We start from the raw sequence: 25,657 nt of genomic DNA, 5'->3' as shown, positions 1-25,657 counted from the left end.
TAGAATCCATGCATATGAACCTGGTCCTTCGCCGAGGCGCCGTCCTGCTCGCCGCGTCCGCCCTGTTGGTCGCCTGCGGCTCCGACTCCGACACTGATTCCGCCGCCACGCCGGAGACCACCGTGGAGACGGTGGTGGAGACGACCGTGGAGACCTCGACCGCCATGGTCGCCCCGGAGCCGGGCACCGCCGACTGCGAGCCGTCGGCGTTCGCGGCGGGGGAGTTCGATGACCCGGCCGTCCTGTTCTGCGACGGGACCTGGGCGTTCGCGGGCCAGAACCAGACGGACTGGCGCATGGTCTTCCAGGCCACGCACGGCAACTGGGTCGCCTACCAGCCGCACGGGGAGACCCAGACCGGCATGGCCCAGCCCTGCTACGACGAGGAGACCCTGCGTACCGACGGCGCCCCCGACGAGCTCATCGGGCAGGTCCCGCTCTGCGGGTGATCACCATGACGAGTCTCACCCGCGCCCTTCCTCTCCTCACGACGGCGGTGCTGCTGGGAGCGTGTGCGGGCGAGTCTGAGCCATCACCCCCGGAGACCACGACCATGCAGGTCACCGCCACGGAGACCGTGACCGAGACGCCGCCGACCACGACGGTGACCACCACGGAGACCGTCACCGACACCCCCGTGGCGGCCCCCGTCCGGGCCGACTGCTCGGCGGATGCCTTCCGCATCGACTTCACCGAGCCCGTGGTCATGTTCTGTGACGGGGCGTGGGCGCGTGCAGGGCAGGCCCAGACGGATCACCTCATCGTCTACCGGGCCGCAGCCGGCCAGTGGCGGACCTACGAGCCGCACGGCACGACGTACACCGGCTACCCGTGCTTCGACGAGGCGACCGTCACCGCGGACGGGGCCCCGGCCGGGCTCCTCCAGCAGCTCACCCTGTGCGGGGGTTAATCGTCGCCGGTCTCGACGCGGGGTTCAGCCTCAGGACTGGCCGCCGTGCGACTCCCGCCCCTCGACGCTGGTGACGGTGGTGAGCAGGAAGACGGAGTCCTCCAGTGCGGACACCGAATGCCGCTGATGGGTGAGGGTGACCAGCTGACCGGCACCGATGGTGGTCTCCTCCTGCCCGGCGACCTTGACCTGGCCGGTGAACAGGAAGATGGAGGCGGCGGGAGGGGAGTTGTGCTCCTGGAGCTCGGTGCCCTGCTTGAGGGCGATGACGGTCTGGCGGAGCGGGCCGTCGTTGACCAGCATCTTGGCGGCGCGGCCGTTGTCGGCGGCGCACGCCTTCTCGAGCAGCTGGCGGGCCTTGTCGTCGACGATGGACATGGTGGTTCTCCTCACAGTGGGCGGTGGTCCCGATCCTACCTAGTAGACGTCGACGACCTTGTCCGGATCACCCAGACGTTCCCCCAGGCCGACGAGCACCGCGAAGACCACGCCGAGCGCCAGCGCCAGGCCGATCCACACCTTGTGCCAGCGCGGCCCGAACGCCCGGGCCACCAGTGCACCGAGGAAGGCCCCGAGGGTGTTCATGAGCAGGTCATCGATGTCCGAGTAGCCGAGCGCGAAGACGTACTGGGCGACCTCGATGGCCAGGGAGGCGAGGAAGCCGACGATTACAGTGCGGCGGACGTCGATAAGCAGCATGTACACGAGCACACCGAAGGGGACGAAGAAGGCGATGTTGCCCAGGTAACCGAAGAGCGGGGCGAACCAGCTGACGGCGCTGACGAGGTCCTCGAAGGGGATGAGCCGCAGCTCACGGTAGCGGTGGACGGCCGGGTCCCACAGGTATCCGATCTGGTAGAACGCCTTGAGCATGGTCAGGGCGATCATCACGGCGGAGTACACGGCGAGGGCCAGCCAGGTGAGTCTGCGCATGGTCCCCAACATAGCTAGCGTGGTGCCATGAACCAGTCACTGCTTGTCACGCGTACCGACGATGGCGTCACCACCGAACTCCGTGAGGAACTGTTCCTCGGCGACGGCGACATGCTCGTCGACGTCTCCCATTCCTCCCTCAACTACAAGGACGCGATGGCGCTGCGCGGTGACCAGGGCGTCATGCGGGTGGACCCACTGGTCCCGGGCATCGACGTGGTGGGCACCGACGCGGAGAGCGGCCGGCTGGTGACCGTCAACGGCGCCGGGCTGGGGGAGTTCCGCCACGGTGGTTACACCACACAGCAGCGCGTCCCCGCCGACGCCGCCATCCCCGTTCCGGAGCGTTTCGACGCCTGGCACGCCGCCGCCATCGGCACCGCGGGCTTCACCGCCGCCATGTCCGTCGTGGCGCTGCGTGAACAGGGTGTGACAGACGGTGAGGTGCTGGTCACGGGTGCCACCGGCGGTGTGGGTTCCATCGCGGTGCACCTGCTCGCCCGCCTCGGCTACGACGTGGTGGCCTCCACGGGCCGCCCCGAGCACGGCGACTGGCTGCGTGACCTCGGGGCCGGCGCGCTGATCGGCCGCGAGGACGAGAAGGGCCGCCCCCTGCAGAAGGCCCGCTGGGCGGGTGTGGTCGACTGCGTGGGCTCGCACACCCTGGTCAACGCGTGCGCGCAGACGGTGTGGGGCGGCACGGTCACCGCGTGCGGGCTGGCGCAGGGCCCGGACCTGCCGGCCACCGTCCTGCCGTTCATCCTCCGCGGCGTGAAGCTGGTGGGCATCAACTCGGTCGACGCCCCGCGCCTCGTCCGCGAGCGTGCCTGGGAGCTTCTCGACGCCACCCTCGACCTCAATGTCCTCACAGGGCTCACGTCGACCATATCGTTGTCCGACGTGGTTTCCGCAGGTGAGGAACTCATGAACGGGCAGCGCCGCGGCCGGACCGTGGTTGAGACCGCCTGAGAACCTATAAGCTCGGGGACATGACTACACAGGATCGTTCCCGGATCATCGGCGCCACCACGGTGGGCGTCATCGGCAACGCGGTGCTCGGTTCCGCCGCCACGGACACGACGTCCCGGTGGTACCGCAGGCTGCGCAAGCCCTCCTTCCAGCCCCCGGGCTGGGTGTTCCCCGTGGCGTGGACCGCGCTCTACGCCGACATGGCCGCCGTCGTGGGCCAGAGTCTCGCCGACCTGCAGGAGCAGGGGAGGAACGCGGAGTACGAGGACCTGAAGAAGGCCCTCGCCGCCAACGTCGCCCTCAACGCCGGGTGGTCGCTGCTGTTCTTCCGTGGCAGGCAGCCCGGCCTAGCGACCATCGAGGCCGCGGCGCTGGCCGCCTCATCGGCGGATCTCACCCGTCGTTCCATGGCCGTGAATCGCGGACGCGGCGCATGGCTCGTGCCGTACGCCGCGTGGACCGCGTTTGCGACGGTGCTCACGGGCACCATCTGGTATCTCAACCGTTAGGCCGACCTAAGCGTTGACCAGGACCTTCTGCTCCTGGGCGAACTTGCTGGCGGTGGACAGCTGGTTGCGGAAGAGGGTGAAGGCCAGCCACAGGGTGACGGCGGCGACGGCAGCCGGGCCCAGCAGCAGGGCGTAGTAGACGCCGGAGAACTTCTCGACGAGGCCGTTCTGGATGAGGCCGGTGTTGATGTAGAACATCGACAGGACGGCCAGGCCGACGCCTGGGCAGACCAGGGTGAAGGCGACCGGGGAGGTCTCCTCGCGGCTGGTGACGAAGCGCCGGAAGAAGCCGTTGGAGCGCATGACGACGAAGCCGAGACCCAGGAAGGCGACCTGCGCCAGGATCATGAAGCTGAGGAACAGCAGGACGGCGACCGAGGACTGGGGGTGGTCCTGGGGACCGGCCGCGCCGGCGTCGATAAGCGTCTGCATGCCGTGGCGGTCACGCAGGACGGTGATGGAGTACAGGGTGAGGATCGGGACGGCCAGCCACAGGGTGGCGGAGTTCGGCAGGGCGAGGCCGTACTGCATGATGCTCATGACGCCGGCGACGAGGAAGACGCCGAACAGCAGGACCGAGATGAAGCCGAAGAGCATCGAACCGAAGATGCCCAGCAGGACGATGAACGGGCTGGTGGCCATGGCGGCGGGGGCACCGAAACCGACGGCGACCATCGCCATGGAGAAGGCGGCGAGCAGCTGGTTGAGACCGCCGTTGGCCTCGAAGGAGAAGCCGCCGCCGATGATGCGGCGCAGGTAGTTGGTCATGATGACCAGGGCCAGGACGCCGACGGCACCGTACGCGAGCAGAGCCAGCGGCATGAGGGACTGGATGATGCCCCACAGGCCCGGGACGAGGGCCAGAGCCGCGACGAACGCGCCGTTGACGGTCATGCCCAGGGTGAGCGGGATGGCCATGAGGGTGACCTCGGCGTTGGTGGACTTCAGGGTCGTGTACGCCTCGGTGTGCTTGAAGGCGTTGAACTCGCGGAAGTTCCAGGCGAGGAGGGTGAAGTGGATGGCCAGCATGGCGATCATGCCGACGTAGCCGACGATGATGATGGTGCGCATGAAGGAGTCGCCGTTGGCGTAGGCGCTGGTGATGGACTCGAAGGTCGGCATCGGGGTGTCGGGGTGCGGCGTGATGTGCATGAACGCCATGAAGAAGAAGACGGCCATGCCGCCGAAGCCGAGGGCGGCGAGGAAGTAGAGGGGCGAGTACTTCTCGCCGAGGTTCCGGATCACAGTGCTGTGCCTTTCTACGGTTTATCCATACCCCAGGGGGTATCTCGGTTCGAGAGGTTAGCAAGGGTGCCGGATCGGCACAAGTCGATACCCCCGGGGGTTTATTTCAGGAGCGCCAGCGAGCAGCCCGTTGAACACCCCGGAACAAACGGAGGAGTGCGCAGCTGCGCACACTTTACCCCCTCCGACCTGCGCCTTTATCTCGCGGCAGAGTTGTGTCCGGGGCGACTGATACGGTGAGCGTGTTCGAACAATGATTCGACCATCTGGGGGAACCATGCTCGCCACCATCGCCAAGCTCACCGACCGCCAACTGACCGCCACCATCAGCTCCGCCCACCGGGCCCTCACCATCCACAAGGCCGCCTTCCTCATCCACCTCGCCGACTTCGACGAACGCGGACTCGGCGGCTCCGCAGGCACCGTCTCCTGGCTCATGCGCACCCAGGACCTGTCCCGCCGCACCGCCTACGAACAGCTCGGCGTCGGCCGGAGGCTCCGTGAGTTTCCGGAGCTCACCGACTATTTCTCCAGCGGCGACATCAACTACTCCAAGGTGCGCTTCCTGCTGCCGTACCTGACGCGCGAGAACGAGGTCGAGCTCGTCCGCCTGGCCCGCACCCACACCCTCCAGGAGCTGGAGACCCTGCTCGCCGGCCGCCCGCGCGCTGACGGTCGCTCCCGGCAGGCGAAGAACCGCCTCTCGGTGGCCGTGGACAAGGAGACCGGCGGGGTGCGCTTCTGGGGGACCCTCGATCCCGCGAACGGGGCCGAGTTCCTCGCCTCCCTCAAGTCCGCGGAACTGGCCATGGGCGGGGAGAAGAAGGCCGATGGCCCGGACTCGTCGACCACCCGCTTCGGTGCGCCCCTGTCCACCAGCCTGCTGGGCTCGTTCATGAGCCTGCTGCGCCTGGCCCGCCACAACCCGGAGGCGAAGACCACCGCCCCGGGTGCCCAGGTCTCCATCATCATCCGCACCGATGACACCGCCCACCTGCCCGGCCAGCCGGCCGCACCCGGCACCACGCTGCTGCGCAGCATCATCAACGGATTCCTCTCCGTGCAGATCCACGGCCCCGGCGGCCGCATCCTCCACCTGGGACGGGCCTCCCGTTTCGTCAACCGCGCCCAGGAGAAGGCGCTGCTCACACGGTGGAACCACCGATGCGCCACTCCGGGCTGCGACCACGGCCGTTGGCTGGAGTTCCACCACATCGTCCCCTGGGCAGCGGGCGGCACCACCGACGCGGACAACCTCATCCCGCTGTGCTCGGTGCACCACGCGATGATCGCCAACGGGGAGCTGGTCATCGTCCCCGACGCGGTGGACCCGACGCTGCTGCGCTTCCGCTTCCCCGGCGGGGAGACCTACACCGCGGTGAACAACCAGCCCCCGATGCGCGACCTCGCGCTGGGCGAGCACGCCGACGGATACACCCACGGGCCGGTCCCGCGCGGCGACGAGGGTCTGCTCGACATCTGGGAGCACGAGGACACCTTCGACGACATCGACGCAGATGAGAAGCCCTGAGCAGTGCGCAGCTGCGCACTATTCACGGGCCAGGAAAGGAGCCACCACGGTGCGCGACACCCGGCAGTCCAGTACCCACGTCCCCGGCTCACCCGAAGCCAACCAGTCCTCGACCACCGCGAGGTCTTCCAGCGTGCGCACCACGCTGCCCTGCGCTCCAAACGCGCCGAGCACGGCCGTGAAGTCGACCTCCGGGATGAGCATCGCCTGCTCCGGCACACCCTGCCAGGCGTACTGGTGGATTTCCGCACCGTATGCGGCGTCGTTGACCACCACGATGACGCACCGCCCGCCGGTGGCCTGGACGCGGCGGAGGACGGACTCGGCGTCGGCAAGCGCCATGAGGCCGCCGCCGTCGCCGGTGACCAGCACGGTCAACCGCCCGCCCGCCGCCTCGACCACGCCGACGGCGGAGCCGAAACCGAGGCCGATGGATTCGAAACCCGTCCCCACCAGCACGAGGTGGTCCGGGCCGGGGACGTCGAGGTACATGCACGGCCACGCGATGAAGTGCCCGCCGTCGGTGACGATGATCCTCTCCGCCGGCAGCACCTCGTCGAGCCGGGTGAACAGGCTGCGCGGGTCCAGTCGCCCGTCCGCGCACAGACCCTCGCCCGGGGTGTGCGTGATGCGCACCGGTGCCCGTGGCCTGCCGACGCCCCCGTCCACCACCGGCAGCTCCGTGATCACGGTGTCCACCCGCGGGGAGGTCGGGGCGTGGGGGTCGAGCTGGATGACGTGGGCGTCCGTGCGGAAGGAGTGCATGAGGGTGAAGCGGTTGAGCGAGGCCCCCACGACGAGAACGACGTCCGCCGAGCGCATCTCCAGACGCGCCGCCGAGGCCGCGAATCCACCGCAGATCCCCAGGTCACGCACGCCCTCGAGGCCGTGGAAGAAACCCTTGGCGGGGGCGGTGGTGGCCACGTCGGCACCGAGTGACTGCGCCAGCGCCACCACCTCGTCCCGCATGCCCACCGCACCGCGGCCGGCGAGGATGAGGGGCTGCTCGGCGTCCTCGAGGCGGCGCGCGGCATCGCCGTGGTCGGCGGCCGGTGCCGGCTTCCGGAAAGGCAGGAAGACGACGACGGGTGCGCTCTCCCGCAGCGCATACTCCACCGCCGCGTCGACGTCCTGCTCGACGTGCACCCCGCATGCTGCAACGAGTGCCCCGTGGTCGACGCCGGCGGTGCTGCCGGCGAGGAGGAGAAGCGGGGAGCGGGAGAGGGCGGCGTCGATGAGCGGGGTCAGGGCGTTGGTGAACCCCGGGCCGTACGTGGTGGTGGCCACCGCGAGGCGACCCGTCGCCCGCTGGAAGGCGTCGGCGGCCGCGACGGCGGCGGCCTCGTGCCGCACCGTGATGAGGTCGATGCCGAGGTCGGCGAGCTCCCGGATCAGGGCGGCATTGCCGTTGCCCATGAGTCCGAAAACCGTGTCGGTGGCGGCTGCCACCGCCCGCGCGACCTGCTGCATGGTCCTACTTCACCACGAGGTTGACCATCCTGCCGGGCACCACGATCTGCTTGATGAGGTTCTTGCCCTCCACAGCCGACGCGATGCGCGGCTCCTCGAGGACGCGGGCGATGACCGCCTCCTGCGGGGCATCGGCCGGGACCATGACGCGGGCGCGGACCTTGCCGTTGATCTGGACGGGCAGCTCGATCTCGTCGTCGACCAGCCACTTCTCGTCGTAGGTCGGGAAGTCCTCGAACGCCACGGTGCCGGTGTGACCGAGGCGCTTCCACAGCTCCTCCGCGATGTGCGGGGCGACGGGGGCGACCATGATGACCAGCGGCTCGACGGCGGCGGTGGGCACGGCGTCGGGGTAGGTCTTGGTGAGGTAGTTGACGTACTCGATGAGCTTGGCGACGACGGTGTTGACGCGCAGGTTGTCGTAGTCGTCGCGCACGCCCTCGATGGTGCGGTGGAGCTGCTTGTTGTCCTCGTCGGTCAGCTCGAGCTGCTCGGTGAGGGCGTCACCGGTCTCCTCGCTGACCACCAGGCGCCACAGGCGCTGCAGGAAACGCTGCGCACCGACGACGTCCTTCGTCGCCCACGGGCGGGAGGTGTCGAGCGGACCCATGGACATCTCGTAGACACGGAGGGTGTCGGCGCCGTAGTTGTCGCAGATGTCGTCCGGGGCGACGGCGTTCTTCAGGGACTTGCCCATCTTGCCGTACTCCTGGGTGACCTCCTCGTCGCCGTAGAAGAACTTCCCGTCCTTCTCCACGACCTCCTCGGCCGGGACGTAGACGCCGCGGGCGTCGGTGTAGGCGTAGGCCTGGATGTAGCCCTGGTTGTACAGGCGGCGGTACGGCTCGACGGAGGTGACGTAGCCCAGGTCGAAGAGGACCTTGTGCCAGAAACGGGAGTACAGCAGGTGCAGCACGGCGTGCTCGACACCGCCGACGTAGAGGTCGACGCCGCCGCAGTCACCGTCGAACTGCGGGCCCGTCCAGTAGCGCTCGTTCTCGATGTCCACCAGGGCTTCCGAGTTGGTGGGGTCGATGTAGCGCAGCTGGTACCAGGAGGAACCGGCCCACTGCGGCATGACGTTGGTGTCACGAATGTAGGTCTGCGGGCCGTCGCCGAGGTCGAGTTCGACCTCGACCCACTCCTTCGCCTTGGCCAACGGGGGCTGCGGCTCGGAGTCGGCGTCGTCCGGGTCGAAGGAGACCGGCTTGTAGTCCTCCACCTCGGGCAGTTCGATGGGCAGCATCTCCTCGGGCAGGGCGTGCGCGGTGCCGTCCTGGGAGTAGACGATGGGGAAGGGCTCGCCCCAGTAGCGCTGGCGGGCGAACAGCCAGTCGCGCAGCTTGTACTGGATCTTCTCGACGCCCTTGTCCTCGGCGACGAGCCAGGCGATGGTGCGCTCGATGGCGTCGGCCTTGTTCAGACCGTTGATGTCCAGGCCCTCCTGGTTGGCGGAGTTCACCAGGGTGCCGTCGCCGGTCCAGGCGGCCTCGGCGATGTTGCCGCCGGCGACGACCTCGAGGATGGGCAGGCCGAAGACGGTGGCGAACTCGTAGTCGCGGTCGTCGTGGGCCGGGACGGCCATGATGGCGCCGGTGCCGTAGCCGGTGAGGACGTAGTCGGCGATGAACACCGGGATCTGCGCGCCGTTGACCGGGTTCGTGGCGTAGGTGCCCAGGAAGACGCCGGTCTTGTCCTTGTTCTCCTGACGCTCGACGTCGGACTTGGCGGCGATGGCGCGGCGGTAGGCCTCCACGGCCTCGGCCGGGGTGGCGGCACCGTAGGTCCAGCGCTCGTCGGTGCCTGCGGGGAAGGAGTCGGCGACGAGGGCGTCGACAAGCTCGTGCTCGGGGGCGAGCACCATGTAGGAGGCACCGAAGAGGGTGTCGGGGCGGGTGGTGAACACGCGGATGGTGTGGCCGGAGGCGTCGAAGTCGACCTCCGCGCCGCGGGAACGGCCGATCCAGTTGCGCTGCATGGACTTGACCTTCTCCGGCCAGTCGAGCAGCTCGAGATCGTCGATGAGGCGGTCGGAGTACGCGGTGATGCGCATCATCCACTGGGAGAGGTTCTTGCGGAAGACGGGGAAGTTACCGCGCTCGGACTTGCCGTCGGCGGTGACCTCCTCGTTCGCCAGCACGGTGCCCAGGCCGGGGCACCAGTTGACCATGGAGTTCGAACGGTAGACGAGGCGGAAGGCGTCGACGGCCTCGCGCTTCTCGACGTCGCTCAGCTCACCGTAGGCGCGACCGTCCTTCGTGGACAGCTCGCCGGACTCGAGCAGCGGGTACAGCTCCTCGATCGGGCGGGCCTTCTGCTGTGCCTCGTCGAACCAGGAGTTGTAGATCTTGAGGAAGATCCACTGGGTCCAGCGGTAGTACTCCGGGTCGGTGGTGGCGATGGAGCGACGGCGGTCGTGGCCCAGGCCGAGGGCGTCGAGCTGGCGACGCATGTTCTCGATGTTCGCCATCGTCGTGGTGCGCGGGTGCGTGCCGGTCTGGATGGCGTACTGCTCGGCGGGCAGGCCGAAGGCGTCGTAACCGAGGGTGTGCAGGACGTTCTTGCCCATCATGCGGTGGAAACGCGCGTAGACGTCCGTCGCGATGTAGCCCAGCGGGTGACCGACGTGCAGGCCGGCACCGGAGGGGTAGGGGAACATGTCCTGGACGAAGAGCTTGTCCTCCGGCAGCGCCTGACCGTCGGCGGGCGCGAGGTCGCCGACCGGGTTCGGGGCGTTGAAGGTTCCGTTGTCCACCCAGTACTGCTGCCAGCTGCGCTCGATCTGGTTGGCCAGCTGCGGGGTGTAGCGGAACGCGGGGGTGGAATCGCTCGGGTTCGTCATGGTTAAGCAGTGTAGTAGGCCCGGCGCGCTTCACATGGTTCAGGCCGGGCGCTCGAAGACGACGATGAGCCCGTCGACACCTCCCGGCCCGACGCGGCCCTTGACGTCGACCGCCGTCATGGACTTGTACAGCCAGCCTTCGCGGGCGTGTTCGTTGAGGATCTTCTCCAGCTTCTTGCCCGAGAGTTTGCCTCCGATGAGGCCCTCCCGGATCTCGACCACCTTGTACTCCATGGGTCCCAGCCTAGACTGGCCGCATGAACGCCATCGTCGTGTCGACCAACCTCGCCGTGCCACGCCCGGACCCGGGTGGGGCGCCCCGGGTGAGCGGTATCGACAAGCAGCCGGAGCCCTTCATCGACGTGTTCACCCCGGGTCCCTCGTACGGCGAGGGCCCGGGTGTCGTCGGTGACACCGTGGGGGACACCCAGCATCACGGTGGGGCGCAGAAGGCGGTCTACGCCTTCGCCCGCGAGGAGCTCGACCACTGGGAGAAGCGCCTGGGCCGCGGCCTGCCGGACGGCAGTTTCGGGGAGAACCTCACCACGCAGGGTGTGGATCTGGCGGGGCTGCTCATCAACCAGCGGGTGCGCATCGGCGATGCCGAGCTGGAGGTGTCGATCCCGCGGCAGCCGTGCCGCACGTTCGCCGGCTGGCTGCAGGAGAAGGGCTGGGTGCGCACGTTCAGCGAACGCGGCCGGTGCGGCGCGTACTTCCGCGTCGTGGTCCCGGGCCGGATCAGCGCCGGCGATGAGATCGTGCTTCTCGACGCCCCCGCCCACGACATCACCATGCTCACCGCCTTCCGCGGCGCGCAGGGCGACAAGGGGGCGGCGGCCCGCATCGTCGAGGCCGGGTGCCTCCCGCCGATGTACCACGAGCGGATGGTCACACTCGTGGGAACCACTCCCGGGGCAGACGGGTGAAGTAGAGGCCCTGGGTCTCGCGTTCCCAGAGGAGGCCGAGGGTGCCGTCGGGAAGCTGGGTCATGCACTGGTAGACGTAGTGCTTCGGGTTGAAGGTGCGGGCGACGGGCCAGGTGGCACCGTCGTCGAGGCTCATGCGCAGCACGCCGCGCCCGCGGTAGGGCAGCAGCTGGGAGGCGTTGGCGAACACGAGCCGATCGTGGAAGCGGATGGCGTTGGGCTGGGAGAAGATCTCGGGCACGTCCGCGAGGAAGTGGATGTCGCCGAAGGTCTCCCCGCGGTCGGTGCTTGTCGACGCCGCCACGCACCCCTCCTCGGCCTGGTTGCGCATGAGCAGCAGGAGGGAGCCGTCGGCACGCTCGACGACGGTGGACTCGTAGGTGGAGACCCCTCCGGTGGGGGAGCCGCCGAGGGTCCAGGTGTCGCCGCCGTCGACGGAGTAGGCGACAGCGCTGGAGAAGTGCTCGCGGTCGGCGACGGTGTTGTAGTAGACGGGGACGAGCAGGCGGCCGTCGCGAAGCTGGATGCCGTTGCCGGGGGAGACACCGAGGAAGACCATCGACCCGGTCTTGAGCTGCGGGTTGAGGTCGCGGGGGCGGGACCAGGTGGCGCCGTCGTCGTCGGAGTGCAGTATCCGGACGTGGGAGGTGTCGCCCGTGAGGCCGGGTTCGGCGTTGGGCTGCCCGATGCCGACGGGGAAGTGGTCGTACAGTGCGAGAACGCGGCCGGTGGTCCGGTCCTGCACCAGCGCGGAATCGGTGGCCGCGGCCCCCGGTGAGGAGACGAGGGTGGTCATCGGTTCCCACGTGGCGCCGCCGTCGAGGGAGCGGCGGAGGACGAGGTTGATGTCGTTGGGGGCGTCGTTGGGGATGGTGACGCGCTGATCGGCCCCCGCGAGAACCACGCCGGAGGTGGTGGTGAGCAGGGAGGGGATGCGGTAGCTGACGGCCCCCTCGTAACCGACGTCGAAGAGGCAGCGCGTGTGGATCGGGGCCACCCCACTGAAGCGTTTGAGCTGCGCGCCGTTGAGGGGGGCGGGGTAGATGGCGGCGTCACGGACCTCGCCCCACAGTCGTCCCACGACGATGCGGTCGAGGCCGGCGGTGTCGGCGAAGAAGGCCCGCCCCGGCAGGTGGGCGTTGAGGTAGCCGGAGTGGAAGAGGTCGACGGCGCCGGTCCCGACGGTGATGCCGAGGTCGATCCACTCGCCGTCGTCGAAACGCCCGGGGAGGCTGAACTCCCGCCACACGCCGCGGCGGGTGAGCACCCGGTAGTGCAGGCCCGCAGCGTCGATGGTGACGGCGAGGCGTTCCTCCCCGTCCCCGAAGGCGGCGAGGACCGTGCCGTGCTGGCCGGGGCCGCGCACCCGGAAGCGGAGGAAGATGGTGCCGGTTGTCAGCTCAGCCACCTCGGCGACGTCGTAGGGGTCGAGTTCGGCGGCGGCGAACTCGATGAGCGGGACCGGGGTGACGGCGCGGGCGAGGATCTCCCTCTCGCCCAGCTCCCCCTCGACGACCTCGAGCCCCCGCACCGCGGGGCCCGCCTCCACCGCACCACCGGGGCTGACGTCGGCGGTGGCGGAGAAGCACTGGTAGCCGTCGACGAAGATGCGGGTGCCGTTGTCCCCGGTGATCACGGCCAGGCTGTGCCACGTGCCGTCGGCGAGGGGAGCGGTGTCCTCCATGTCGAGCTCCACGCCCGGCGCGGTGAGCAGCAGAGCGCCGTGGCGGAGGGCGAGGGTGAGGGAGGGGGCGTCGACAAGCACGGTGTCCGCGCGCGCCCGGAAGTCGAGGAGGATCGTGCAGCTCATGGGTCAAGCCTAGAGTGGAGGCATGCTCAAGCCCCTGCTCGTCGTCGTCGGCTGCGTCAGCCTGGCGCTCGGCGTGCTGGGCATCTTCCTGCCGCTCCTGCCGACGACTCCGTTCCTCCTGCTCAGCGCCTTCTGCTTCGCCCGCAGTTCGACCCGCCTGCACAGCTACCTGGTCAATCACCGGGTGCTGGGGACCTACATCAGCAACTACAACAACCACACGATGACGCGGGCCCACAAGACGCGCACCATCGTGGCGCTGTGGATCTCCATCGCACTGTCCGCGGGCTACCTCGCCTGGTCGGGGTACACGATCCCGGCGGTCATCCTGCCGCTCATCGCGGCGGGTGTGACCGTGCACATCGCTACTCTGCGGCGGGAAGACGGTAGACCCGACCGTCCCGGACCGTCACCGGATGCACCGTCATCGGCACCCGCGCCGGATAACGCTGCGGATCACCCGTCCGCAGACACCACAGGCCGTGGTGCAGCGGACACTCGATGACGGCGTCCTCGTGCAGCGTGCCCGTCGCCAGTGACCAGCCGACGTGGGGGCAGCGGTCCTCGATGAGGTGGAAGTCACCCGCGAGGTCGCGGACGAGGAGGAGGCCGTCGTCGAGAGGTCGGGTGGAACCGGGGGCGATATCGTCCACATAGGCAAGTTCCTGCATGTGACCCACGGTAGTGTTCTTGCTCATGCAGAGACGAGATGACCGCCGGGTCGTGGCCGCCACGACCATCGGAACCGCCATCGAGTGGTATGACTTTTTCCTTTACGCCGCCGTCGCCGGGCTGGTGTTCAACAAGGTCATGTTCGGTGACCTCGATCCGGGTCTGGCGACCATCGTCAGCTTCCTGTCCGTCGGTCTGTCGTTCCTCTTCCGCCCGCTCGGCGCGGTACTGGCGGGGCACTTCTCCGACGTCCTCGGCCGCCGCGTCGTCCTCATGGTGACACTCCTGGCCATGGGCGGGGCGACGACCCTCATCGGCCTGGTGCCCACCTACGAGACGATCGGCATCGCGGCCCCGCTGCTGCTCATCCTCTTCCGCATCATCCAGGGCATCTCCGCCGGAGGCGAGTGGGGCTCGGCGGTGCTGCTGGCGGTGGAACACGCGCCCGTCGAGAAGCGGGGTCTGTTCGGGGCGGGACCGCAGGCCGGTGCACCCGCCGGGCTCCTGCTGTCGTCGGGCATGCTGGCGCTCATGAGCATGATCGCGCCGGGCGACGCCTTCATCGAATGGGGCTGGCGCATCCCGTTCCTGCTCTCCATCGGCCTGATGATCCTCGGCTTCTGGATCCGCTCCGGCGTGGACGAGTCGCCGGTGTTCACGGAGATGGCCCAGATCGCCGAGCAGAAGCGGGCCAACCCGCTGGGGGAGCTGCTGCGCAACTACTTCCCGGTGGTGTTCGTCGGCGCGCTCGTCTTCGCGGGCAACGGGGTCGTCGGCTACATGATCGCCGGTGGCTACGTGCAGAGCTGGGCCGTCAACGACCTCGGCATGGACCGGGGTGCGGTGCTGTGGGCGGTCACCGGCGCGGCCGTCACGTGGCTCATCTCGGGCGTGCTGGCGGGCGGGATCTCCGACCGCATCGGGCGGCGGAACACCTACCTCGTGGGCTTCCTCATCCAGGCCGTCGCGGCGGCGGCCCTGTTCCCGCTGGTGCAGAACGGGCTGCTGTGGCCGGCGATGCTGCTGCTCGGCGTGGGTCTGGGCGTGACGTACGGCCAGCAGGCGGCGTTGTACGCGGAGCTGTTCCCGGCGTCGGTACGCGGCTCGGGGGCCTCGATCACCTACGCGCTGGGCTCCATCCTGGGCGGTGCCTTCGCGCCGACCATCGCGGCTGCCGTGGTGCAGGCGACCGGCTCCACGGTCGGTGTCACCGCCTACCTCCTCGTGGCCACGTTCATCGGGCTGCTGGCGGCGGCCTCCCTGCGCGACCGCACCGGCATCCCGCTGGGCCCGGAGCATGAGGCCGAGCAGGCGGAACGCCACTTCACCCTGAGCAGGTAGACAGCTTGGTCTAGTCGGTGCTATCATCGGCACCACGATCCAGAAGCTCAGCCACCACGGTCCCCTGACCGGCTGACTGGCAACCGTGTCCGCACAACGGTGCCCGCAGGGGAAGATCGGCCCGCCTCGCGACCGCGACGGGAAACTGCGACACAAGGAGATACTCCGATGCCATGCACGTCCTATGCCCCCGGGCACAGCGTCCACTACATTCAGGCCGGGCTGACAGCCCGCCGGCCCGGCGAGATCAAGCAGATCCACGTCCTCGGATACGAGGGGAACTGGCTCATCTACGAGATGGACGGCGCCGTCCACCGGGTGTGGAACCACGATCCGGAGGTGGTCCGGGAGTTCCACGACCGGGCCGTCGCGGGGCAGTCGAGCAACACCGGTGAGATCGCGCTGTACTTCACCTCGGTCAAGCTGCTGCGCATCGGGCGCGGCGGCTGGACCGTCGACCTCTACGGCGACCCGGACGGCCCCAGCGAGTGCCACATCACCGACCACCCCCCGCTCAACTACATCTGAGACGTCTGCGGCGTCACTCGCCGGTGATGGCGGCCTCGAGCCCCTCCTGCTCGTCCCCGGATTCGCGGGCCGGGATCTTCCCCCTGGCGAACTTGTTGACGATCATCGCGATCGCGCCGTCACCGGTGACGTTGGCCGCCGTGCCGAAGGAGTCGACGGCGATGTAGGCGGCGATCATGAGCGCCACCTGGTCGTCGGAGAAGCCCAGCATGGACGACAGCAGGCCGACCGCCGCCATGATCGCGCCACCCGGCACACCCGGCGCGGCGATCATGGTCACGCCCAGCATGAGGATGAAGCCGACGGCCAGGCCGGGGGAGACGTCGAGGCCGGACATGAACACGATGGCGAAGGCGTACAGGCCGATCTTCATCATCGAGCCCGCCAGGTGGATGGTGGCGCACAGCGGGATGACGAAGCCGGCGACGTTGACCTCGACGCGGTTCTTCAGCGTGGAGGCGTAGGTCACCGGGATGGTCGCGGCGGAGGAGGAGGTGCCCAGCGCGGTGGCGTAGGCGGGCAGCATGTTCCTGAACGCCACGAAGGGGTTCTGCCCCGCGACGGCACCGGCGACTCCGTACTGGAAGGCCAGGTAGACGAAGGTCATGCCGACGGACAGGGCGAGCACCTTGCCGAACGCGATCATCGTGTCCATGAGGTTGCCGTTCATGCCCAGGGACAGGAACATGCCGAAGATGAACACCGGCAGCAGCGGGATGATGAACGCGGTGATCACCTTCATCACCACGCGCTCGAGGTCGCGGGAGCCCTTGTACAGGGTGTCGGACTTCACGGTGGTCATCGCCAGGCCGACGGCGAAGGCGAGCAGCAGGGCGGTGAGCACCTCGAAGGGCGGGGTGATCTCGATGGCGAAGTAGGGGGCCAGGCCACCCTCGTCGATGTCGGAGACGGCGACGTCACCCTGGTCGGCGAGCAGCCACGGGTAGACCGCCAGGGACACGGCGTAGGCGAGGAGGCCGGAGAGGATCGTCGACAGGTAGGCGATGCCGGTGGTGATGCCCAGCCACTTGCCGGCCCCGCGCCCCAGGCCGGCGATGGCCGGAGTGATGAGCGCGAAGATGAGCACCGGGACGAAGAAGCCCAGGAACCCGCCGAAGAGGCTGTTGAAGGTCACGAAGACGCGGGCCAGCCAGTCAGGGAAGAAGAGGCTGCAGATGATGCCCAGGATGATCGCGACGATCACCCGGAACAGCAGCGAGGAGGAGAGGCGCTTGAGGTCCATGACCGAAATGTACCGCCAAGTGGTGCGGGGGATAGACTCAGCCTCATGACTTTCCTCGCCATCGCCCTCATGGTTCTCGCCGTCGCGCTCATTCTCTTCGGTGTGCTGTCGTGGACGAGGAAGCTGCCGGGCAACTCCGTCTTCGGCCTGCGCGTGCCCGAGGTGCGGAAGTCGCAGGAGGCGTGGGAGTCCGCGCACGCCGCCGCTGGCCCGATCTGGACGTTCGGCGGGGTGGCGCTGCTCTTCGGCGGGCTGCTGGGCTTCGCCTCCGGCGGCTGGATGTGGGTGTTCACCGCCCTCACCGTCATCATCGCGCTCGTCGCCGTCTCCCTCGGCGCCAACGTCGGTGCCCGCACCGCCTCGCTTATCGACGCCCCCGCGGACGACGAGCAGGGCGGCTGCGGGCAGGACTGCAACTGCGGTGCCCCGGCCGAGACCCCGGCGGTGGATGTCGCCGCGCTGCGCAGGGCCGCCAGCGAGGCCGATAAAAATTGACATGACCTCCTCACGGGGTTAACGTTTCCTCTTGTGAAGAACATGACGAACACCCAGTGGTGGTGGCGCGCGTAACGGCGTGCCACGTCTGTATCTCCCGGCCCGCCTGCTTCCCTCCCGAAGCGCCGCGGGCCTTTTCTCTTGGTCGAGCCAGCGGCGCACAACCGAAAGGCCCGTATGAGCTCTCCGACCATCCACACCCGGGATGTCCGCTATCACGCGGACGCCTCCGGACTGTTCGCCCACCTGGGTGGCTCCCTGCTGCTGGAGTCCGCGGACATCACCACCAAGTCCGGTATCTCCTCCCTCGCCGTGCTGGCCTCCTCCGTGCGCCTGACCTGCACCGGCCACACCGTCACCGCGGAGGCGTTGTCGGAATCCGGTCAGGTGATCGTCGAGAAGCTCAACGGGCAGTTGGCCGGGTACGGCCGCGACACGTTCACGTTCCCGCGGACCGGGGCCGTCGACGAGCGCGAGCGCCTCACCGCAGTCAGCCCGGTGGAGCCGCTGCGCGCGCTCACCCGCAACGCCGGGTACAGCACCGACACCCTGCCGATGCTGGCCGGCGGCATCGCCTTCGACTTCCTGGAGACCTTCGAGGATCTGCCCGCGGTGGGGGAGGGGCCGAACACCTACCCGGACTACCAGTTCGAGCTCGCCGAGATCGTGCTCAACATCAACCACGAGGAGCAGACGGCCCAGCTCACGGGCGTCTCCTTCGCCGGCGACCTCACCCCGCGTATCGACGAGCTTGCCGCCCTCATCGACGCCGCCGTCCCCGCCTTCGAGCCCGAGCACCACCCCGAGGACGTCCTGCAGGTGGAGGCGGACATCGACGACGCGACGTTCCGCGCCCACGTCGAGAAGCTCAAGGGCAACATCCACAACGGCGACATCTACCAGGTCGTCCCGGCGCGCACCTTCACCGCGCCCTGCCCGGACGCATTCGCCGCCTACCGCCAGCTGCGCGAGACGAACCCCAGCCCGTACATGTTCTACCAGCGGGGCATCGGCACCAACGGGCGTCCCTTCGAGCTCTTCGGCGCGTCCCCGGAGTCGAACCTCAAGTTTGACCCCGCCACCCGCGAGGTGCAGCTGTACCCCATCGCCGGCACCCGCCCGCGCGGCATGAACCCGGACGGTTCCGTCAACGACGAGCTCGACATCCGCATGGAGCTGGAGCTGCGTACCGACGCCAAGGAGATCGCCGAGCACACCATGCTCGTCGATCTGGCCCGCAACGACCTCGCCCGCGTCGCCGTGCCCGCCACCCGGCGCGTCGCCGACCTGCTGCAGGTCGACCGCTACTCCCGCGTCATGCACCTCGTCTCCCGGGTGACCGCCACCCTCGACCCCTCGCTCGACGCCCTCGACGCCTACCGGGCGTGCATGAACATGGGCACCCTGTCCGGGGCGCCGAAGATCCGGGCGATGGAGCTGCTGCGGGGCGTCGAGAAGCAGCGCCGCGGGTCCTACGGCGGGGCCGTGGGCTACCTCAAGGGCGACGGCACCATGGACAACTGCATCGTCATCCGCTCCGCCTTCGTACAGGACGGGGTGGCGCTGGTGCAGGCCGGCGCCGGTGTCGTGCGCGACTCCAACCCGCAGTCCGAGGCCGACGAGACCCTGCACAAGGCCTACGCCGTGCTCAACGCCATCGCGCTCGCCGCGGATTCCACCCTGGAGGTCATCCGATGACACACATCGTGCTTGTCGACAACCACGACAGCTTCGTCTACAACCTCGTCGACGCCTTCGCCGAGGCCGGCCACGAGTGCACCGTCTTCCGCAACACCGTCCCCGTCGACGAGATCCTGGCGGCCGACCCCGACCTCATCTGCCTCTCGCCCGGCCCCGGCTACCCGGCCGACGCCGGCCACATGATGGAGCTCATCGAGCGCGTGCTCGGCGACGTGCCTCTGCTGGGCATCTGCCTCGGCTTCCAGGCGCTCATCGAGCACCACGGCGGCACCGTCGAGCCCTGCGGCCCGGTGCACGGCGTGTCCGTGCCGATGACCCTCGTGGGGGACGTGCACCCCGTATTCGCGGGCCTAGCCGTCGACGCCGAGATCCCCGGCGAGGTCGGCCGCCTCGTCCCCGTCGCCCGCTACCACTCGCTCGGCTGCGTCACCGCGCCGCCGGGAGTGACGACGCTGGCGACGACGGAGACGCAGATCGGCGACGTCATCATGGCCGCCGCCATGGACCGGGCGCTGGGCCTGCAGTTCCACCCCGAGAGCGTGCTCAGTCCCTCCGGTCCCATCATCCTCAACCGCTGCGTGGAGCAGCTGCTCACCGAAAGGAATTAGCCGATGACCAATCCCGACACCCTCCAGACTCTGCTGCGCTTCCTGGACAACCCGGCCCCCACCGTGGAGGAGGCCGTGGAGGTCTTCACCCCGATGACCATCGGTGAGTACGACGACGTCCACATCGCCGCGCTGCTGGCCACCATCCGCACCCGCGGCGAGACCTTCGAGGACATCGCCGGTGCCGCCAAGGCCTTCCTCAACGCCGGCCGCCCCTTCCCGGTCACCGGCGAGGGTGTGCTCGACACCGCCGGCACGGGTGGCGACGGTGCCAACACCATCAACATCACCACCGGCGCCTCCCTGCTGGCGGCCGCCGGTGGCCTCAAGGTGGTCAAGCACGGCAACCGTTCCGTGTCCTCCAAGTCCGGCTCCGCGGACGTGCTCGAGGCCCTCAACATCCCGCTCGACCTCGACCCGGACCGCGCGGTGCGCCAGTTCGAGGCGTCCAACTTCACCTTCCTCTTCGCCCCGGCGTACAACCCGGCGATCGCCCACGCGCAGCCGGTGCGTAAGGCCCTGCGGATCCCCACGCTGTTCAATGTGCTCGGCCCGCTGCTCTCCCCGGTTCGTCCGGAGTTCCAGATCATGGGTGTAGCCAATCCTGGGCAAGGTCAGATGTTGGCCGAAGTGTTCCGTGAGCTGGGCCGATCCCGCGCCCTCGTGGTCCACGGCGCCGGCACCGACGAGATCGCCGTCCACGGCACCACCACCGTGTGGGAGCTCAAGGAGGACGGCACCATCGAGCAGTACGAGGTGACGCCGGAGGACCTCGGCGTCGAGAAGTGCTCCCTGGAGGACCTCGTCGGCGGCGACGGCGTCGAGAACGCGCAGCACATGCGCGCCATCTTCGACGGCACCGGCCCGGCCGCACACCGCAACGCCGTGGCCGTCAACGCCGGCGCCATGTTCTACCTCAACTCCCGCGCGGACAGCCTGCGCGAGGGCACCGAGCTGGCCCTGCGCCTCCTGGAGGACGGTACAGTCCAGGACTGGATCACCACTCACGAGGGGACTGATTACAGTGTCTAAGCTGCCCACCGTCCTGGAGAGCATCGTCGAGGGTCGCCGCGGTCACCTGCCGGAGATCCGCGAGCGCATCGCCCACGTCGACCTCTCCACGCTCACGCCGTCCACCCGCTCGCTCTACGAGGGCCTACGGCAGCGCGGCGGCAACCGCTTCATCATGGAGTGCAAGTCGGCGTCGCCGTCGCTCGGCATGATCCGCGAGCACTACGAGCCCGCCGCCATCGCCCGTGTGTACTCCAAGTACGCCTCCGGCATCTCCGTGCTGTGCGAGCCCGACCGCTTCGGCGGTGACTACGACCACCTGGCCACCGTCGCCTCGACGACGCACCTGCCGGTGCTGTGCAAGGACTTCATCATCGACGAGGTCCAGATCCACGCCGCCCGCTACTTCGGTGCCGACGCCATCCTGCTCATGCTCTCCGTCCTCTCCGACGAGGAGTACGCCGCGCTGGCCGCCGTCGCCGAGGGCTACGGCCTGGACATCCTCACCGAGGTCATCGACGAGGAGGAGACCGAGCGCGCCCTGCGTCTGGGGGCGAAGATCATCGGCGTCAACCACCGCAACCTGCACGATCTGTCCATTGACCTGGACCGTTCCGCCCGCCTCGCGGCGCTGGTGCCTGACGACGCCGTCGTGGTCTCCGAGTCCGGCATCCGCGACGCCGCCACCGTGCGTCGCCTCGGCGGGCACTCCAACGGCTTCCTCGTCGGTTCCCAGCTCACCTCGCAGCCGGACATCGACCGCGCCGCGCGCAAACTGGTCTACGGCCCGAACAAGGTGTGCGGTCTGACGTCCGCCACCGCCGCGCAGGCCGCAGCCGCCGCCGGCGCCGTCTACGGAGGCCTCATCTTCGAGGAGGCGTCCCCGCGCAATGTTTCACGTGAAACCGCCGCGGAGATCATCGCCGCCGAACCGGGCCTGCAGTACGTCGCCGTGTCTCGTCGCACCTCCGGTTTCCGCGAGCTGCTTGTCGACGCCCTCGCCGCCGTCCAGATCCACGCCCCCTACCAGGGCTCCGTGGAGGCCGAGCGCGCGCTCATCGCCGCTGCCCGCGCCGAACTGCCCGACACCGTCGAGGTGTGGCGCGCCGTCTCCATGACCGGACTCCAGGACGGGGGAGAGCTGGCCACGGCCCTCCTCGAGGACGTCGACAAGCTCGTTCTCGACGCCGGGGACGGCGGCACCGGAACCAGCTTCGACTGGTCGGGGATCCCCGACGTCGTCAAGCAGAAGTCCCTGCTGGCCGGCGGGCTCAACCCGGCGAACATCGCCGACGCCCTCGCCGTCGACTGCCTCGGACTCGACCTCAACTCCGGCGTGGAGTACCCCGGCCAGCCCGGCCGCAAGGACTCCGGCGCGCTCCGACGCGCCTTCGCCACCATCCGCACCTACCACCATCAGGACCGCTCATGACCAACACACTCCTGCCGGCCTATTTCGGCGAGTTCGGCGGACAGTTCGTCCCCGAGTCCCTCATCCCCGCGCTCGACCAGCTGGAGAAGGCCTTCGTCGACGCGCAGAACGACCCCTCCTTCCGTGAGGAACTGGCCACCTACCTGCGTGACTACCTCGGCCGCCCGACCCCGCTGACCGAATGCTCCAACCTGCCGCTCGAGGGCCCGGCGCGGATTTTCCTCAAGCGCGAGGACCTCGTCCACGGCGGCGCGCACAAGACCAACCAGGTCATCGGCCAGGCTCTGCTGGCGAAGCGGATGGGCAAGACCCGCATCATCGCCGAGACCGGCGCGGGCCAGCACGGCACCGCCACGGCCCTCGCCTGCTCCCTCCTGGGCCTCGAGTGCGTCGTGTACATGGGCGCCAAGGACGTCGAGCGCCAGCAGCCCAACGTGTTCCGCATGAAGCTCATGGGTGCGGAGGTCATCCCCGTCGACACCGGCTCCGGCACCCTCAAGGACGCCGTCAACGAGGCGCTGCGCGACTGGACCGCCACCTTCCACGAGTCCCACTACCTGCTGGGCACCGCCGCCGGACCGCACCCGTTCCCGACGATCGTCCGCGAGTTCCACCGCGTCATCTCCACCGAGGCGAAGGCCCAGATGATCGAGCGCACCGGCGGCCTGCCGGACCTCGTCGTCGCCTGCGTCGGCGGCGGCTCCAACGCGATCGGCATGTTCGCCGACTTCATCGACGAGGAGGGTGTGGAGCTCGTCGGCGCTGAGCCGGGCGGCCTGGGCGTCGACTCCGGCAAGCACGGCGCCACGATCAACAACGGGTCCATCGGCATCCTCCACGGAGCGCGCAGCTACCTCATGCGCAACGCCGACGGCCAGGTGGAGGAGTCCTACTCCATCTCCGCCGGCCTCGACTACCCGGGTGTCGGCCCACAGCACGCGCACCTGCACCAGACCGGCCGCGCGACCTACGTCGGCATCACCGACGCGGAGGCCCTCGAGGCCTTCCAGCTGCTCTCGCTGTACGAGGGCATCATCCCGGCCCTCGAGTCCTCGCACGCCATGGCCTACGCCCTCAAGCGTGCGAAAACGGCCACCGAGCCGATGACCATCCTCGTCTCCCTGTCCGGTCGCGGTGACAAGGACGTCGCGCACGTCCGCCGCACCCTCGAGGAGAACCCCGAGCTCGTCCTCGACAAGAACCAGGAGCTGAACTGATGAGCCGCTACGAAGCACTGTTCGAGGCGCTGGAGTCCCGCGGCGAAGGCGCGTTCGTGCCCTTCCTCATGCTCGGGGACCCCTCGCCGGCCGACGCCCTGGAGATCGTCCGCACCGTTGTCGCCGCGGGTGCCGACGCCCTCGAGATCGGCGTCCCCTTCTCTGATCCGGTCGCCGACGGCCCGACCATCCAGAAGTCCCACATCCGCGCGCTCGAGGGGGGAGTGACCGTCAACGACGCCCTCGAGCAGGTCCGCACCATCCGCGCCGAGTTCCCCGACCTGCCGATCGGCATGCTCATCTACGGCAACGTCCCCTTCACCCGCGGCCTGGACCACTTCTACCGGGAGTTCGGCGAGGCCGGCGCCGACTCCATCCTGCTTCCCGACGTCCCCGTCCGCGAGGGTGCCCCCTTCATCGCCGCCGCCGAGCGCGCGGGTGTCGACCCCATCTTCATCGCCCCTGCTCAGGCCGCTGAATCCACGCTGGAGGGCGTTGCGGCGCATTCCCGCGGGTACATCTACGCCATCTCCCGCGACGGCGTCACGGGCACCGAGCGCGAGTCCTCCGTCACCGGCCTGGCCGAGGTCGTGGAGAACGTCAAGCGTTTCGGCGGGGCCCCGATCCTGCTCGGCTTCGGCATCTCCTCCCCGCAGCATGTTGCCGACGCCATCGCCGCCGGTGCCTCCGGTGCGATCTCCGGTTCCGCGATCACCAAGATCATGGACAAGTACATCGAGGGTAACTCCGTCACCGACATGCCCGGCCTCAAGGCCGAGCTCGGCGAGTTCGTCTCCGCCATGAAGGCGGCGACCCGCTAGACCCCGCTTCTCGACGCCCCCTCCGGACTGAACTGTTCGGAGGGGGTTGTTTTTGTCGAATGGTTGTTCTATGGTGGGATACGAACAGAGTTTCGGGTTGGGGAGCAGGGGAAAGGGGGAGGCATGGACACGATCGAGTTCAATCTGGGCTCCATGGTCGAGCGCGAACTGGCGAGGTTGCTCGGGCCGAAGAAGTACTATGCCGTCAGTTCCCCCTTCGAACGCGAATCCATCGCTGGCCGCCGGATCCGTGAAGCCGATTATGAGCTGTGGCAGTCGATGCTCCCTGACCTCGAGGAGGACTATCAGCTCGTCATCGCGAACCTCAAGCGCCTCATGGGCAGGGGAGAGGGGTATCTGAGCACAGCCCTCTACGCGCATGTGCGGATCAATGAAATGCCGAAGCTCAAGGCGCTCCAGGAGAGCATGTTCCACCTCGACCTGGAGCGCCTCAAGGCCATCGACGCAGTGATGTCGAAGGCCGATGTCTCCGACAAGGAGGACCTCGGGGTGATCGACACGGAACTGAGCGAGTACCTCACACCGACCCGCGCCAATCAGCTGCTTCCCAGTGCCAATGACATCCGCAAGAAGCTCAACTCCATTATCCAGTCGTTGGACGACACTGTCTCGACGGATGACACGGCCCCCAGGGACGAGGAGGGCAGCTTCGAGGTCGCGTACCGGGAGGGGGATGCCTACATCAACGTTCGGCTCGATCCTGTCGAAGCCAAGAAGATCGAGAACCGGGTGCGCAAGTACGCCAAACAGCACAAGATCACCGAGGTCGAGGCTTTCCAGCAGCTCATCGCGGGGGAGGGGACGACGGACATCCTCCTCAACATCTACCGGGCGCACGACGTCGACGGAGCGCCGGGGTGGATCCCGGGTATCGGCTACATCCCCGCTGCTCAGGCTGAGGACCTCGCCTCCCGGGCCTCGACCGTCCGCGACATGGACGAGCTCTACGACAAAGAGGCGGGCACGTACGAGACCCGGATGACATCCGGTCGGTGGTCGTCGGCTGGGACGGTACCTGTTCGGATCCCTACTGCGACTCGCACGAGGACCGCACGCAGATGGACCACCGCATCGACTACGAGGACGGCGGCCCCACCACCGCCTCCAACCTCAGCTCCAAGTGCCCCACACACCACAACGTGAAGACGGATGGGCGCGTGTTCTACCTCACCGATCCCCACACCAGGGACAAGTACTTCCTCTACGAGGACGGAACCTGGGTGCTCGTGGAAGCGAAAGGTCCTCTCATGCCGAAGGAACGCCACTGGGTGCAGTCGGTGGGGCAGCGGGTGAGTAAACTTAGGGCACGAAAACGTGCGGAGTCCCAGATGAAGCGGGAAGAGGAACTGCGGTCGAATCCACCACCGCCGCCCGAGGATGACCCACCCCCATTCTGATCCTTGACAGTGACGCTACGTCACG

At 68.5% G+C, this 25,657-nt stretch carries 26 protein-coding genes, 1 pseudogene and 1 riboswitch; of the genes and pseudogenes, 18 read left to right on the top strand and 9 right to left on the bottom strand.

Going from position 1 to position 25,657, the window contains the following annotated elements; genetic code table 11:
* Nucleotides 1-14 precede the first annotated feature (14 nt).
* Together B9Y70_RS04785 and B9Y70_RS04780 are read left to right on the top strand one after the other, a co-directional pair.
* Complete coding sequence (locus tag B9Y70_RS04785; RefSeq protein WP_085549107.1) at nucleotides 15-449, top strand: hypothetical protein; 435 nt, start codon at nucleotides 15-17, stop codon at nucleotides 447-449.
* Between the two features lie 5 nt (nucleotides 450-454).
* Nucleotides 455-910, top strand: a complete 456-nt coding sequence (locus B9Y70_RS04780) for a hypothetical protein (protein WP_143337522.1) — start codon at nucleotides 455-457, stop codon at nucleotides 908-910.
* 30 nt (nucleotides 911-940) lie between these two features.
* Here the strand turns inward: B9Y70_RS04780 and B9Y70_RS04775 are convergent, their stop codons facing one another.
* Nucleotides 941-1,288, bottom strand: a complete 348-nt coding sequence (locus B9Y70_RS04775; protein WP_085549105.1) for a cupin domain-containing protein — start codon at nucleotides 1,286-1,288, stop codon at nucleotides 941-943.
* Between the two features lie 39 nt (nucleotides 1,289-1,327).
* Nucleotides 1,328-1,843 carry a VanZ family protein gene (locus B9Y70_RS04770; RefSeq protein ID WP_240309132.1) on the bottom strand — a complete coding sequence of 172 codons (516 nt, stop codon included), beginning with the start codon at nucleotides 1,841-1,843 and terminating at the stop codon, nucleotides 1,328-1,330.
* Between the two features lie 27 nt (nucleotides 1,844-1,870).
* Here B9Y70_RS04770 and B9Y70_RS04765 point away from each other — a divergent pair, with 27 nt between their 5' ends.
* Both B9Y70_RS04765 and B9Y70_RS04760 read left to right on the top strand, forming a co-directional pair.
* Nucleotides 1,871-2,812 carry an MDR family oxidoreductase gene (locus B9Y70_RS04765; protein ID WP_085549103.1) on the top strand — a complete coding sequence of 314 codons (942 nt, stop codon included), beginning with the start codon at nucleotides 1,871-1,873 and terminating at the stop codon, nucleotides 2,810-2,812.
* A gap of 20 nt (nucleotides 2,813-2,832) precedes the next feature.
* On the top strand, nucleotides 2,833-3,321 hold the full coding sequence (locus B9Y70_RS04760; protein ID WP_085549102.1) for a TspO/MBR family protein: 489 nt from the start codon (nucleotides 2,833-2,835) through the stop codon (nucleotides 3,319-3,321).
* 6 nt (nucleotides 3,322-3,327) lie between these two features.
* Here B9Y70_RS04760 and B9Y70_RS04755 read toward each other — a convergent pair whose 3' ends face one another.
* Nucleotides 3,328-4,566 carry a TsoY family (seleno)protein gene (locus B9Y70_RS04755; protein WP_085549101.1) on the bottom strand — a complete coding sequence of 413 codons (1,239 nt, stop codon included), beginning with the start codon at nucleotides 4,564-4,566 and terminating at the stop codon, nucleotides 3,328-3,330.
* A gap of 277 nt (nucleotides 4,567-4,843) precedes the next feature.
* Here B9Y70_RS04755 and B9Y70_RS04750 point away from each other — a divergent pair, with 277 nt between their 5' ends.
* Nucleotides 4,844-6,097: an HNH endonuclease gene (locus tag B9Y70_RS04750; protein WP_159449780.1), complete on the top strand. Its 1,254-nt coding sequence runs from the start codon at nucleotides 4,844-4,846 to the stop codon at nucleotides 6,095-6,097.
* Between the two features lie 18 nt (nucleotides 6,098-6,115).
* Here B9Y70_RS04750 and B9Y70_RS04745 read toward each other — a convergent pair whose 3' ends face one another.
* Genes B9Y70_RS04745 through B9Y70_RS04735 form a run of 3 tightly spaced genes read right to left on the bottom strand, consistent with a single transcriptional unit; the run spans nucleotide 6,116 to nucleotide 10,643 of the window.
* A complete protein-coding gene (locus tag B9Y70_RS04745) occupies nucleotides 6,116-7,567 on the bottom strand; it encodes a thiamine pyrophosphate-binding protein (protein WP_085549099.1) in 1,452 nt (483 codons plus the stop codon).
* Nucleotides 7,568-7,571: 4 nt separating this feature from the next.
* Nucleotides 7,572-10,409 (bottom strand): leucine--tRNA ligase, encoded by a 2,838-nt coding sequence (gene leuS, locus B9Y70_RS04740; protein ID WP_085549098.1) that lies wholly within the window; start codon nucleotides 10,407-10,409, stop codon nucleotides 7,572-7,574.
* Between the two features lie 39 nt (nucleotides 10,410-10,448).
* Nucleotides 10,449-10,643 carry a DUF4177 domain-containing protein gene (locus tag B9Y70_RS04735; protein WP_085549097.1) on the bottom strand — a complete coding sequence of 65 codons (195 nt, stop codon included), beginning with the start codon at nucleotides 10,641-10,643 and terminating at the stop codon, nucleotides 10,449-10,451.
* A 23-nt stretch (nucleotides 10,644-10,666) separates the two neighbouring features.
* On the opposite strand from B9Y70_RS04735, the gene B9Y70_RS04730 reads away from it, so the two are divergent.
* Nucleotides 10,667-11,335 carry an MOSC domain-containing protein gene (locus tag B9Y70_RS04730; protein ID WP_085549096.1) on the top strand — a complete coding sequence of 223 codons (669 nt, stop codon included), beginning with the start codon at nucleotides 10,667-10,669 and terminating at the stop codon, nucleotides 11,333-11,335.
* Here B9Y70_RS04730 and B9Y70_RS04725 read toward each other — a convergent pair.
* Complete coding sequence (locus B9Y70_RS04725; RefSeq protein ID WP_085549095.1) at nucleotides 11,298-13,145, bottom strand: sialidase family protein; 1,848 nt, start codon at nucleotides 13,143-13,145, stop codon at nucleotides 11,298-11,300. The two genes, B9Y70_RS04730 and B9Y70_RS04725, sit on opposite strands and share 38 nt — an antisense overlap.
* Nucleotides 13,146-13,167: 22 nt before the next feature.
* Between B9Y70_RS04725 and B9Y70_RS04720 the strand changes: the two genes are divergently transcribed.
* On the top strand, nucleotides 13,168-13,650 hold the full coding sequence (locus tag B9Y70_RS04720; RefSeq protein ID WP_085549094.1) for a YbaN family protein: 483 nt from the start codon (nucleotides 13,168-13,170) through the stop codon (nucleotides 13,648-13,650).
* Here B9Y70_RS04720 and B9Y70_RS13215 read toward each other — a convergent pair.
* A pseudogene (locus tag B9Y70_RS13215) lies at nucleotides 13,625-13,816 on the bottom strand (Rieske (2Fe-2S) protein); the annotation flags it as partial. The gene B9Y70_RS04720 and the pseudogene B9Y70_RS13215 overlap by 26 nt on opposite strands.
* A gap of 25 nt (nucleotides 13,817-13,841) precedes the next feature.
* On the opposite strand from B9Y70_RS13215, the gene B9Y70_RS04710 reads away from it, so the two are divergent.
* On the top strand, nucleotides 13,842-15,158 hold the full coding sequence (locus B9Y70_RS04710) for an MFS transporter (RefSeq protein WP_085549161.1): 1,317 nt from the start codon (nucleotides 13,842-13,844) through the stop codon (nucleotides 15,156-15,158).
* Between the two features lie 36 nt (nucleotides 15,159-15,194).
* A riboswitch (SAM riboswitch) is annotated at nucleotides 15,195-15,312 on the top strand.
* Nucleotides 15,313-15,326: 14 nt separating this feature from the next.
* Nucleotides 15,327-15,686 carry a hypothetical protein gene (locus B9Y70_RS04705; protein ID WP_085549093.1) on the top strand — a complete coding sequence of 120 codons (360 nt, stop codon included), beginning with the start codon at nucleotides 15,327-15,329 and terminating at the stop codon, nucleotides 15,684-15,686.
* A 13-nt stretch (nucleotides 15,687-15,699) separates the two neighbouring features.
* On the opposite strand, the gene B9Y70_RS04700 is transcribed toward B9Y70_RS04705, so the two are convergent.
* Nucleotides 15,700-16,929, bottom strand: coding sequence for a dicarboxylate/amino acid:cation symporter (locus B9Y70_RS04700; protein ID WP_085549092.1), 1,230 nt, complete (start codon nucleotides 16,927-16,929; stop codon nucleotides 15,700-15,702).
* 45 nt (nucleotides 16,930-16,974) lie between these two features.
* Between B9Y70_RS04700 and B9Y70_RS04695 the strand changes: the two genes are divergently transcribed.
* The 9 genes from B9Y70_RS04695 (at nucleotide 16,975) to B9Y70_RS12620 (ending at nucleotide 25,632) form a co-directional block, all read left to right on the top strand.
* Entirely contained in the window at nucleotides 16,975-17,424 is a 450-nt protein-coding gene (locus B9Y70_RS04695) for an SdpI family protein (protein WP_085549091.1), read from the top strand.
* A 177-nt stretch (nucleotides 17,425-17,601) separates the two neighbouring features.
* Nucleotides 17,602-19,122 (top strand): anthranilate synthase component 1, encoded by a 1,521-nt coding sequence (locus B9Y70_RS04690; protein WP_085549090.1) that lies wholly within the window; start codon nucleotides 17,602-17,604, stop codon nucleotides 19,120-19,122.
* Nucleotides 19,119-19,733, top strand: a complete 615-nt coding sequence (locus tag B9Y70_RS04685) for an anthranilate synthase component II (RefSeq protein ID WP_085549089.1) — start codon at nucleotides 19,119-19,121, stop codon at nucleotides 19,731-19,733. Before B9Y70_RS04690 ends, B9Y70_RS04685 begins: the two co-directional genes overlap by 4 nt.
* A 3-nt stretch (nucleotides 19,734-19,736) precedes the next feature.
* Nucleotides 19,737-20,765: an anthranilate phosphoribosyltransferase gene (gene trpD, locus B9Y70_RS04680; RefSeq protein WP_085549088.1), complete on the top strand. Its 1,029-nt coding sequence runs from the start codon at nucleotides 19,737-19,739 to the stop codon at nucleotides 20,763-20,765.
* Nucleotides 20,752-22,176, top strand: coding sequence for a bifunctional indole-3-glycerol-phosphate synthase TrpC/phosphoribosylanthranilate isomerase TrpF (trpCF, locus tag B9Y70_RS04675; RefSeq protein ID WP_085549087.1), 1,425 nt, complete (start codon nucleotides 20,752-20,754; stop codon nucleotides 22,174-22,176). Before trpD ends, trpCF begins: the two co-directional genes overlap by 14 nt.
* Nucleotides 22,173-23,393, top strand: coding sequence for a tryptophan synthase subunit beta (trpB, locus tag B9Y70_RS04670; protein WP_085549086.1), 1,221 nt, complete (start codon nucleotides 22,173-22,175; stop codon nucleotides 23,391-23,393). The genes trpCF and trpB overlap by 4 nt, the downstream gene beginning before the upstream one ends.
* A complete protein-coding gene (trpA, locus tag B9Y70_RS04665) occupies nucleotides 23,393-24,214 on the top strand; it encodes a tryptophan synthase subunit alpha (RefSeq protein WP_085549085.1) in 822 nt (273 codons plus the stop codon). Before trpB ends, trpA begins: the two co-directional genes overlap by 1 nt.
* A 123-nt stretch (nucleotides 24,215-24,337) precedes the next feature.
* Nucleotides 24,338-25,378, top strand: a complete 1,041-nt coding sequence (locus B9Y70_RS04660; protein ID WP_085549084.1) for a hypothetical protein — start codon at nucleotides 24,338-24,340, stop codon at nucleotides 25,376-25,378.
* Nucleotides 25,294-25,632 (top strand): HNH endonuclease signature motif containing protein, encoded by a 339-nt coding sequence (locus B9Y70_RS12620; RefSeq protein WP_143337520.1) that lies wholly within the window; start codon nucleotides 25,294-25,296, stop codon nucleotides 25,630-25,632. The genes B9Y70_RS04660 and B9Y70_RS12620 overlap by 85 nt, the downstream gene beginning before the upstream one ends.
* Nucleotides 25,633-25,657: the final 25 nt, after the last annotated feature.

Origin of the sequence: Corynebacterium pollutisoli (assembly GCF_900177745.1) — a bacterium.
Classification (GTDB): Bacteria; Actinomycetota; Actinomycetes; order Mycobacteriales; family Mycobacteriaceae; genus Corynebacterium; species Corynebacterium pollutisoli.
Note: the sequence above shows the minus strand (reverse complement) of the source record. Positions and strands in the feature narration are given on the sequence as shown.